Here is a 9602-nt window from a genome sequence, read left to right as displayed (position 1 = left end):
GACGGCGATTTGTATTACTTGTTATACGCCACTGTTGCCGTAATTAGCGAGGACTCGTGCTGATGGATCGTTTACGTTGCAGCCTTCCCACTCTTTATTGGGCATCCAGAAGTCTACTACCATCTGTGCATTGCCGCCATAATACTTTTCAAATATATCTCTGTAAAGAAGAGATTCTTTGGTGAAAGGCTTTGCAAAATCATACTTTGCACACCCCTCTTCAAACTCTTCATCTGTATAAAGACTCTCTGCATATTCTACAAGATCATCTCTGAGAGAATGACCTACTGCATCAGAAAAGGCTGCCTTTTCACGCATAAGGATGTTCTCAGGTATAACCTCATCTTCTTCAAAGGCGCGTCGAAGAAGGTATTTACCCATATCATATGTATTCATCTTAAGCTTTGGATCTATGCTCATTACATAGTTTACAAAGTCAAGATCACCAAACGGAACTCTTGCTTCTAATGAGTTTACTGATATACATCTGTCTGCTCTTAAAACGTCATACATGTGAAGCTCTCTTATTCTCTTTGCTGATTCCTCCTGGAAAGCCTCAGCACTTGGAGCAAAGTCAGTATATTTATAACCAAAAAGTTCATCTGAAATTTCACCTGTAAGAATAACTCTTATATCAGTATTTTCGTGGATCCATTTACATACAAGATACATTCCAATAGAAGCTCTTATAGTTGTAATATCATAGGTTCCAAGAGTCTTAATAACTGTTTCAAGAGCACCTACAACATCTTCTTTGGAAATGATAACTTCGTGATGGTTACTACCTATATAATCTGCAACTTCTCTTGCATACTTAAGATCGATCGCATCTATATCCATACCAATTGAAAATGTTTCAAGTGGCTTATCAAGCATCTTTGCAGCGACGCCGCATACAAGTGAAGAATCAAGACCACCTGAAAGAAGGAAGCCAACCTTTGCATCGGCATCAAGTCTTTTTTCAATACCGGTTACAAGTCTGTCATGTATACCTTTACAAATATCATCAAGATCACCATCCGTATATTCGCCATCAACGCTTGAAGGATCAGCATACTGTATGAACTTACCATATTCGTAATAGTGTCCGGGAGGAAATGGCATTATCTTGTCGCACACATCAGTCAGCATCTTGGGCTCTGATGCAAATACTATGCTTCCATCCTGGTCATAACCATAGTAAAGAGGCCTTATTCCTATCGGATCTCTGGCTGCTACAAAGCTTTTCTTTTTGGCATCATATAAGACAAGTGCATACTCTGCATCAAGAAGAGAAAACATTGCTGTTCCAAGTCTTTCATAAAGCGGAAGAAGAATCTCACAGTCACTATCTGATTCGAAGCTGTAGCCTATACCTTTTAAATAGTCTTTGAGCTTACGAAATCCGTATATCTCACCGTTACATACAAGTGTATTCCCATTATGATTAAAGGGCTGCATACCAGCTTCTGTAAGTCCCATTATCGATAATCTTCCAAATCCAAGAATTCCTTCTTCGACCTTTTGTACTCTGGTCATGTCAGGTCCTCTTGAAGCGCATATTTGAAGCATGCTTTCACACACTTCTTCTTTTGCTCTTCTTGAGCAAAAACCAAGTATAGTGCACATCTATATATCCTCCTTGTTACGTATCATCCATTATTTTTTTGGAATGCCTCACGTATTTTCCATGATTGAGACACTCGAGAAAATAATCAGGCTATGATCACATATTGCTATAGCCCATAAGGTATTCATCAACTTCTTTAGCACAAGCTCTTCCTTCTGCGATCGCCCATACTACAAGTGACTGACCTCTATGCATATCTCCTGCAGTAAATACCTTTTTGACATTGGTACTATAATTATCAGGATCAGAAGTTACTACAGTATTTCTTCCTGAAAGAGCTACATTAAAGTCTTTGGCAACATATTCCTGACAGCCGATAAATCCAGCTGCTATAAGCAGAAGATCGCACTTTATAGTCTTCTCTGTTCCTTCAACTTCTACAAGTTTACCGTTATCGAATTTAACCTTTACAGTCTTAACAGCGCTTATCTTGCCGTTTTTAGAAATAACTTCTTTGACTGTGGTCTCATAAATTCTGGGATCATCGCCAAATACTCCTATAGCTTCTTCCTGACCATAGTCGGTCTTTAAGACCTTAGGCCATTCAGGCCATGGGTTGGATGCTGCTCTTTCCTTTGGAGGACAAGGCATCATTTCAATCTGTGTTACAGACTTACAACCATGCCTTATACATGTGCCAACGCAGTCATTACCTGTATCACCGCCGCCTACGATCACTACATTTTTATCCTTGGCACTGATATATGAACCTTCTTTTACACCTGCTAATGTAACCTTGTCATTAAGAAGTGCACCACTATCTATGATTGCTTTTGTAGTTGATTTAAGGAAATCAACTGCATAATATATACCTTTTGTAGTCTTCATATCTGCAGGAGCAAGAGGTCTTGGATTCTTTGCTCCGCAGCAAAGTACGACTGCATCATACTCTTTAAGAAGGTCAGATGACTTTATATCTTTGCCAACATCAACTGATGTCCTGAATACAACACCTTCTTCTTCCATGAGCTTTTGTCTTCTTATGATCACTTCCTTTTGAAGCTTCATATTAGGAATACCATACATAAGAAGTCCGCCAATGCGGTCATCTCTTTCATATACAGTTACGCTGTGGCCTCTGTGGCAGAGCTGATCTGCTACAGCAAGGCCGGAAGGGCCGCTTCCTATAACAGCTACCTTCTTGCCACTTATATACTTAGGAATTCTTGGCTTTACATAGCCTTCTTCAAATCCTTTTTCTATAAGGAAAAGCTCGTTATTATGAATTGTTACTGAATCTTCTACAGTTCCGCATATGCAGGCCTTCTCGCAAAGAGCAGGGCATACCCTTCCGGTAAATTCCGGAAAGTTACTGGTCTTTAAAAGTCTTGAAAGCGCATGTTCATAATGTCCCTGATAGATTTCATCATTCCATTCAGGAATAAGATTGTGGAGAGGGCATCCTGTTACCATTCCTTTAAGTTTAATAGCTGACTGGCACATAGGAACGCCACAGTCCATACATCTTGAAGCCTGCTGTCTTCTGTCATCTTCATTTAGATGTCTGTGAAACTCATTAAAATTCTTAATTCTGTCTTTTACACTTACAAGAGATTCTTCAACTCTTGTATATTCCATAAATCCCGTAGACTTGCCCATGATCATGCTCCTTTATGCGTTATTTCATTAAAGGCTTCAAGAACTGCATTGCTCCTTTTAAGACCTTGTTCTTCATACTTACTGATTGCTGCGAGTACCTTCTGATAATCAGTTGGAACTATCTTCTTGAAGTGAGGAAGGTACTCTTCAAAGTTATCGAGTATCTTTCTTCCGTGTACAGATCCGGTTTCTTTGACATAGTCAGTAAGAACATTCTTAAGCTCTTCGATGTCATATTTTTCTGTAACTTCGTTAAGAGAAGCCATGTTCTTGTTCATTCTCTTGTAAAGATCATGCTGCTCATCAAGGACATAAGCTATACCGCCGCTCATACCGGCTGCGAAGTTCTTGCCTGTAGAACCAAGTATTACAGCAAGTCCTCCTGTCATGTATTCAAGACCATGATCACCGCATCCTTCTGCAACTGCCACTGCACCTGAATTACGTACGCAGAATCTTTCTCCGGCAACACCTGCTATATAAGCCTTACCTGATGTGGCACCATAAAGTGCAACATTACCAATAATAATGTTTTTGGATGAATCAAAGACTGATTCTACAGGAGGTACTACTACAAGCTTTCCGCCTGAAAGTCCCTTACCAAATCCGTCATTGGCATCGCCTGTGAGTCTCATTGTCACACCCTTTGGAAGGAATGCTCCAAATGACTGACCACCGCCGCCTTCACAAAATACAGTAAAGGTATCTTCTGAAAGCTTATCTCCGAACTTCTGTGTTACTTCTGATCCAAAGATTGTTCCTACTGTTCTGTTGGTACTGCTAACCTTTACATTTACACTTGTAGGTGTACCTGTGCTAAGTGCATTTTTGAACTTAGTAAGAAGAACAGATTCATCAATAGTCTTTTCCAAATGGAAATCATATACCTTTGAAGGATCAAAATGCCTTCCAGGAACCTTGGCATAAGAGCTGTCAATAACTGTGCTAAGATCAACTGTTTCTGCTCTGTCTGTTATCTGATGATCCTTCATCTTAAGACAATCAGATCTTCCGACCATGTCATTTATAGTCTTAAATCCAAGCTCTGCCATGATCTCACGAAGTTCCTGAGCTATGAAATTCATAAAGTTCATTACATATTCAGGCTTACCTTTGAAGTTCTTCCTGAGCTTCTCATTCTGAGTTGCAATACCAAAAGGACATGTATCCTTGTTGCAGACTCTCATCATCATACAGCCCATTGTTACAAGAGGAGCTGTAGCAAAACCAAATTCCTCAGCACCAAGAAGTGCTGCTATGGCAACATCTCTTCCGCTCATGAGCTTACCATCTGTCTCGATGATAACCTTCTGTCTAAGTCCGCTCTCTATAAGAGTGTGATGAGCTTCTGCAAGTCCAAGTTCCCAAGGAAGTCCGGCATGATGGATAGAGCTTCCTGGAGCAGCACCTGTACCTCCGTCATAACCTGATACAAGGATTACCTGTGCTCCTGCCTTTGCAACACCTGATGCTATAGTTCCTACGCCTGCTTCAGATACGAGCTTAACTGATATTCTTGCCTTTCTGTTTGCATTCTTAAGGTCATATATAAGCTGGGCAAGATCTTCAATTGAATAAATATCATGGTGCGGCGGAGGTGATATAAGAGCAACTCCGGGAGTTGAATATCTTCTTTCAGCAATCCATGGATAAACCTTTCCTCCAGGAAGATGACCACCTTCACCTGGTTTTGCGCCCTGTGCCATCTTGATCTGGATCTCTTTGGCATTTATAAGATATTCACTTGTAACACCAAATCTTCCTGAAGCAACCTGCTTTATTGCACTGCACTTCTCTGTTCCAAAACGGTTTGGATTCTCACCGCCTTCACCTGTGTTGGACTTACCACCAAGTCTGTTCATTGCAATTGCAAGTGTCTCATGTGCTTCCTCAGAAATAGATCCATAAGACATAGCACCAGTCTTAAATCTCTTGACGATCTCTGATACAGGCTCTACCTCTTCAATCGGTATAGGTTTATTAACATGCTCAAATGCAAGAAGACCTCTAAGTGTGTGAGGCTTTTCGCCATCAACAAGTGCTGTATATTCTTTGAATCTTGCATAATCACCTGTTCTTGTAGCCTGCTGAAGCGCTATTATAGTCTGGGGATTATACATATGATCTTCTTTTTCTTCACCACTTCTAAGCTTGTGGAAGCCCATACTGTCAAGGCTTGTATCTGTCATAAGTCCCATAGGATCAAAGGCATGATCATGACGAAGTGCAACTTCATCGCCTATTTCCTTAAGACCGATTCCACCAACTCTTGAAACTGTTCCGGTAAAATACTTATCTATAAGCTCTTTACTAAGACCTATAGCTTCAAAAATCCTTGCAGACTGATATGACTGAAGTGTAGAAATACCCATCTTGGCAGCTGTCTTAACGATTCCATGAAGTATGGCGCTGTTATAATCAGCTATTGCTGTATGATAGTCCTTATCAAGAATTCCTATATCAATAAGTTCAGCTATGCATTCATGAGCAAGATAAGGATTTATAGCTCTTGCACCAAAGCCAAGCAGTGTTGCCATATGGTGAACATCACGAGGCTCGCCGCTTTCAAGGATTATTGATACCGCTGTCCTTTTCTTGGTTGCAACAAGATGCTGCTCTACAGCTGATACAGCAAGAAGTGACGGGATCGGAACATGGTTTTCATCAACTCCTCTGTCGGAGAGGATCACAATGTTATAGCCCTTGGCATAGGCTCTGTCTACAGATACAAGAAGCTGATCAAGAGCCTTCTCGATATGAGTATTCTTATAATATAGAAGTGATATCACCTTGGATTTAAGTCCCGGCTGATCCAGGTTTTTGATCTTCATGATATCGACACCTGTAAGAATAGGATTATCAATTTCAAGGACCCTGCAGTTATCAGCACTTGCCTCCAAGAGGTTACCATCTGATCCAACATATACAGTTGTATCTGTAACTATCTCTTCACGAAGTGAATCGATAGGAGGATTAGTTACCTGGGCAAAGAGCTGCTTGAAATAGTTAAACAGAGGCTGACTTCTCTCAGACAGTACAGCAAGAGGAACGTCATGACCCATGGACTGGGTTGCCTCTATACCATTAGTAGCCATAGGAAGAATTCCTGTCTTAACATCTTCATAGCTGTATCCAAATACCTTATAAAGCTTGTCGCGCATTTCCTGAGAATGAGTAGGAATCTTCTTATTAGGAATAGAAAGCTTTTTTAAATGCATGAGATTTCTGTCAAGCCACTCACCATAAGGATTCTTGTTTGCATAATATTCCTTGCACTCTTCGTCAGATATGATCCTCTTTTCCTTAGTATCAACAAGAAGAATTCGGCCAGGCTGAAGACGTGACTTTACTGTTATATGCTCAGGCTCTATATCAAGTACACCAACCTCTGATGAGAGGATAAGTCTGTTATCATCTGTAATATAATAACGGCTTGGTCTAAGACCGTTTCTGTCAAGGGTTGCTCCTACAATCTCTCCATCTGTAAAAAGAATTGCAGCAGGGCCATCCCATGGCTCCATCATGGTCGCATAATAATGATAGAAATCTTTTTTGTCCTCATTCATGAAATGATTGTGCTTCCATGGTTCAGGAATAGTCATCATTACTGCAAGTGGAAGATCTATACCATTCATATACATGAATTCAAGAGTGTTATCGAGCATGGCAGAATCAGATCCCTGCGCAGAGATCACAGGAAATACCTTATCAAGATCACTTCCAAGAGGAGAAGATGTAATAGACTCTTCTCTTGCAAGCATTCTATCCTTATTACCTCTTATAGTATTGATCTCACCATTGTGGGCGATAAATCTGTATGGATGAGCTCTCTCCCAGCTAGGTGTTGTATTAGTTGAGAAACGTGAATGCACAATTGCAATAGCAGTCTCAAAATCAGGATCCTTTAGATCCTCGTAGAATTTTCTCAGCTGTGATACAAGGAACATTCCCTTATATACGATTGTTCTTGATGAAAGGGATGTAATGTAAGTATCATCAGAACTCTGCTCAAACTCGCGGCGAAGAACATAAAGTTTTCTGTCAAAGTCGATTCCTCTTGATACGTCACCCGGTCTTTCTATAAAGCACTGCATGATCTCAGGCATACAGTCTCTGGCAACGTCTCCAAGAATTTCAGGATGAACTTCGGGTTTTCTCCAGCCAAGGAACTTAAGACCGTTCTTTTCTGTAATAACCTCGAACATACGCATAGCGAATTTTCTCTTAAGGTTATCCTGTGGAAAAAAGAACATTCCAACGCCATAGTCTTTGGCATGTCCCAAACTGATACCAAGCTTTTTGGCTTCCTTCTTAAAAAAAGCATGAGAAACCTGAGTAAGAATACCTACGCCGTCACCGACCTTGCCGCTTGCATCCTTACCTGCCCTATGCTCAAGCTTCTCTACTATGGTAAGAGCATCATCCAAAACTTTGTTGTCAGCATGACCGTCAATATTGACGACAGCACCGATACCGCATGCATCATGTTCTTCCTGCCAGAACTGTTTTTGATTCCTATCACTTACATTACTTTGATTTTCCTGTGACATAATCTGATCCCTTTTCCTTTATTTTTTGATAATAAAAAAAGAACGCAGCTCGCACCTACCCATTTGTAGGTATCGAGCAACGTCCTCGTTGCGATTATCATATTCTTATATATCGTATAAAATGATTATAATATACAACATGTATTTGTGTATACAATTTTTGTTTTTTGTAATTATGCAGCAGGATTAATGTTTTTGTCAACTATAAGTATAAAGATGTTAAATTCGCTCCATGTCATTTTTTAAAAGAGATTAATATTATATTCATTTTTTATAAGAGAGGAATAAAAAAATTTAAATTTTCCTGTTGACAAAATATTTTTCCTGGATTATTATCTGTCTATCAATTGTTTCGACAATGGAGCCGGGCAGTGGGATATATATCCCAGCTGCCCTTTTTATTGCAATAAAACATGTTATAACAAACTGCAACGAGGCAAAGACGCCAAATTGTTTTCGCATAAAGCGAGACATTTGGCGTCTTTTTCATTTAACAGGAATCAAAACATTAAACGGAGGTGGATCATGAAGATCACAGAAAAAGGATTGCCAGAACTTTTTGGAAGCAATGTCTTTAACGAAGAGACAATGAAAGAGCGTCTTTCCGCAGCTTCCTACAAAGCATGGAAGAAATGCATTACTAATGCAGAGCCGCTTGACCTTGCAACAGCAAATGAAATTGCACAGGCAATGAAACAGTGGGCTGTAGAAAAGGGAGCTACACACTATACTCACTGGTTCCAGCCAATGACCGGTGTAACAGCTGAAAAGCATGACAGTTTCATTCAGCCGGCAGATGGCGGTAAGATTGTTATGGATTTTTCCGGCAAAGAACTTGTAAGAGGCGAGCCTGATGCATCTTCATTCCCTTCAGGTGGACTTCGTGCAACATTCGAAGCAAGAGGATATACAGCATGGGATCCTACATCTTTTGCTTTCATCAAAGACGGATCACTTTGCATTCCTACAATCTTCTGCTCTTACTCAGGACAGGCTCTTGATAAGAAGACTCCACTTCTTCGTTCAATGGATGAAGTATCCAAACAGTCTATCAGAATCTTAAGACTCTTTGGTGATACAGACAGTAAGCGTGTTATCGCTCAGGTAGGTCCCGAGCAGGAATACTTCCTTGTAGATAAAGAGCTTTACAATCAGCGTGAAGACTTAAAGCTTACAGGTCGTACACTTTTTGGTATCAAGCCTCCACGTGGACAGGAACTTGAAGATCACTATTTCGGTCAGCTCAAGCCACGTGTTGCTGCATATATGAAGGATCTTGATGAAGAGCTCTGGAAAGTTGGTGTTCTGTCTAAGACTAAGCATAACGAAGTTGCTCCTTCCCAGCACGAGATGGCTCCTGTATATTCAGGTGCTAACGCAGCCTGCGATCAGAACCAGCTTGCTATGGAGATCATGAAGAAGGTTGCTGACAGACATGGTTTTGTATGTCTTCTCCACGAGAAGCCATTTGCCGGTGTTAACGGATCAGGTAAGCATGATAACTGGTCACTTTCTACAGATACAGGTGTTAACCTCTTTAAGCCAGGTTCAACTCCGGGTGAGAACGCACAGTTCCTTCTCTTCCTTGCAGCATTCGTAAAAGGTGTTGATGAATATCAGGAAGCACTCAGATGTACTGTAGCATCTGCCGGTAACGACCACAGACTTGGAGCACAGGAAGCACCGCCGGCTATCATCTCTATTTTCCTTGGTGATGAGCTTGATGCAGTAGTTCAGAGCATCATCCAGGGCAAGTCCTATAAGGGATCAGGTAAGCATTCAATCCAGATCGGTATTGATGTACTTCCTTCAATTCCTCAGGATAACACAGATAGAAACCGTAC

4 protein-coding genes are annotated in these 9602 nt (G+C 40.7%); 1 reads left to right on the top strand and 3 read right to left on the bottom strand.

Going from position 1 to position 9602, the window contains the following annotated elements; all coding sequences use genetic code 11:
* Positions 1–21: 21 nt before the first annotated feature.
* The 3 genes from asnB to gltB all read right to left on the bottom strand — a co-directional run bounded on the left by asnB (position 22) and on the right by gltB (position 7758).
* Entirely contained in the window at positions 22–1608 is a 1587-nt protein-coding gene (gene asnB / locus K6G87_RS10330; protein ID WP_296836686.1) for an asparagine synthase B, read from the bottom strand.
* Positions 1609–1705: 97 nt separating this feature from the next.
* A complete protein-coding gene (locus K6G87_RS10325) occupies positions 1706–3208 on the bottom strand; it encodes a glutamate synthase subunit beta (RefSeq protein ID WP_296836684.1) in 1503 nt (500 codons plus the stop codon).
* A gap of 2 nt (positions 3209–3210) precedes the next feature.
* Positions 3211–7758, bottom strand: coding sequence for a glutamate synthase large subunit (gene gltB, locus K6G87_RS10320; protein ID WP_296836682.1), 4548 nt, complete (start codon positions 7756–7758; stop codon positions 3211–3213).
* 525 nt (positions 7759–8283) lie between these two features.
* On the opposite strand from gltB, the gene K6G87_RS10315 reads away from it, so the two are divergent.
* Positions 8284–9602 (top strand): glutamine synthetase III (locus K6G87_RS10315; RefSeq protein ID WP_296836680.1); only part of this gene is annotated, 1319 nt, incomplete at its 3' end.

Source organism: Butyrivibrio sp., from assembly GCF_024699075.1.
Note: the sequence above shows the minus strand (reverse complement) of the source record. Positions and strands in the feature narration are given on the sequence as shown.

Bases quoted from the DNA above. Each gene is read 5' to 3' on its own strand.
- gltB (WP_296836682.1), bottom strand. From the start codon at position 7,758: ATGTCACAGGAAAATCAAAGTAATGTAAGTGATAGGAATCAAAAACAG.
- K6G87_RS10325 (WP_296836684.1), bottom strand. From the start codon at position 3,208: ATGGGCAAGTCTACGGGATTTATGGAATATACAAGAGTTGAAGAATCT.
- asnB (WP_296836686.1), bottom strand. From the start codon at position 1,608: ATGTGCACTATACTTGGTTTTTGCTCAAGAAGAGCAAAAGAAGAAGTG.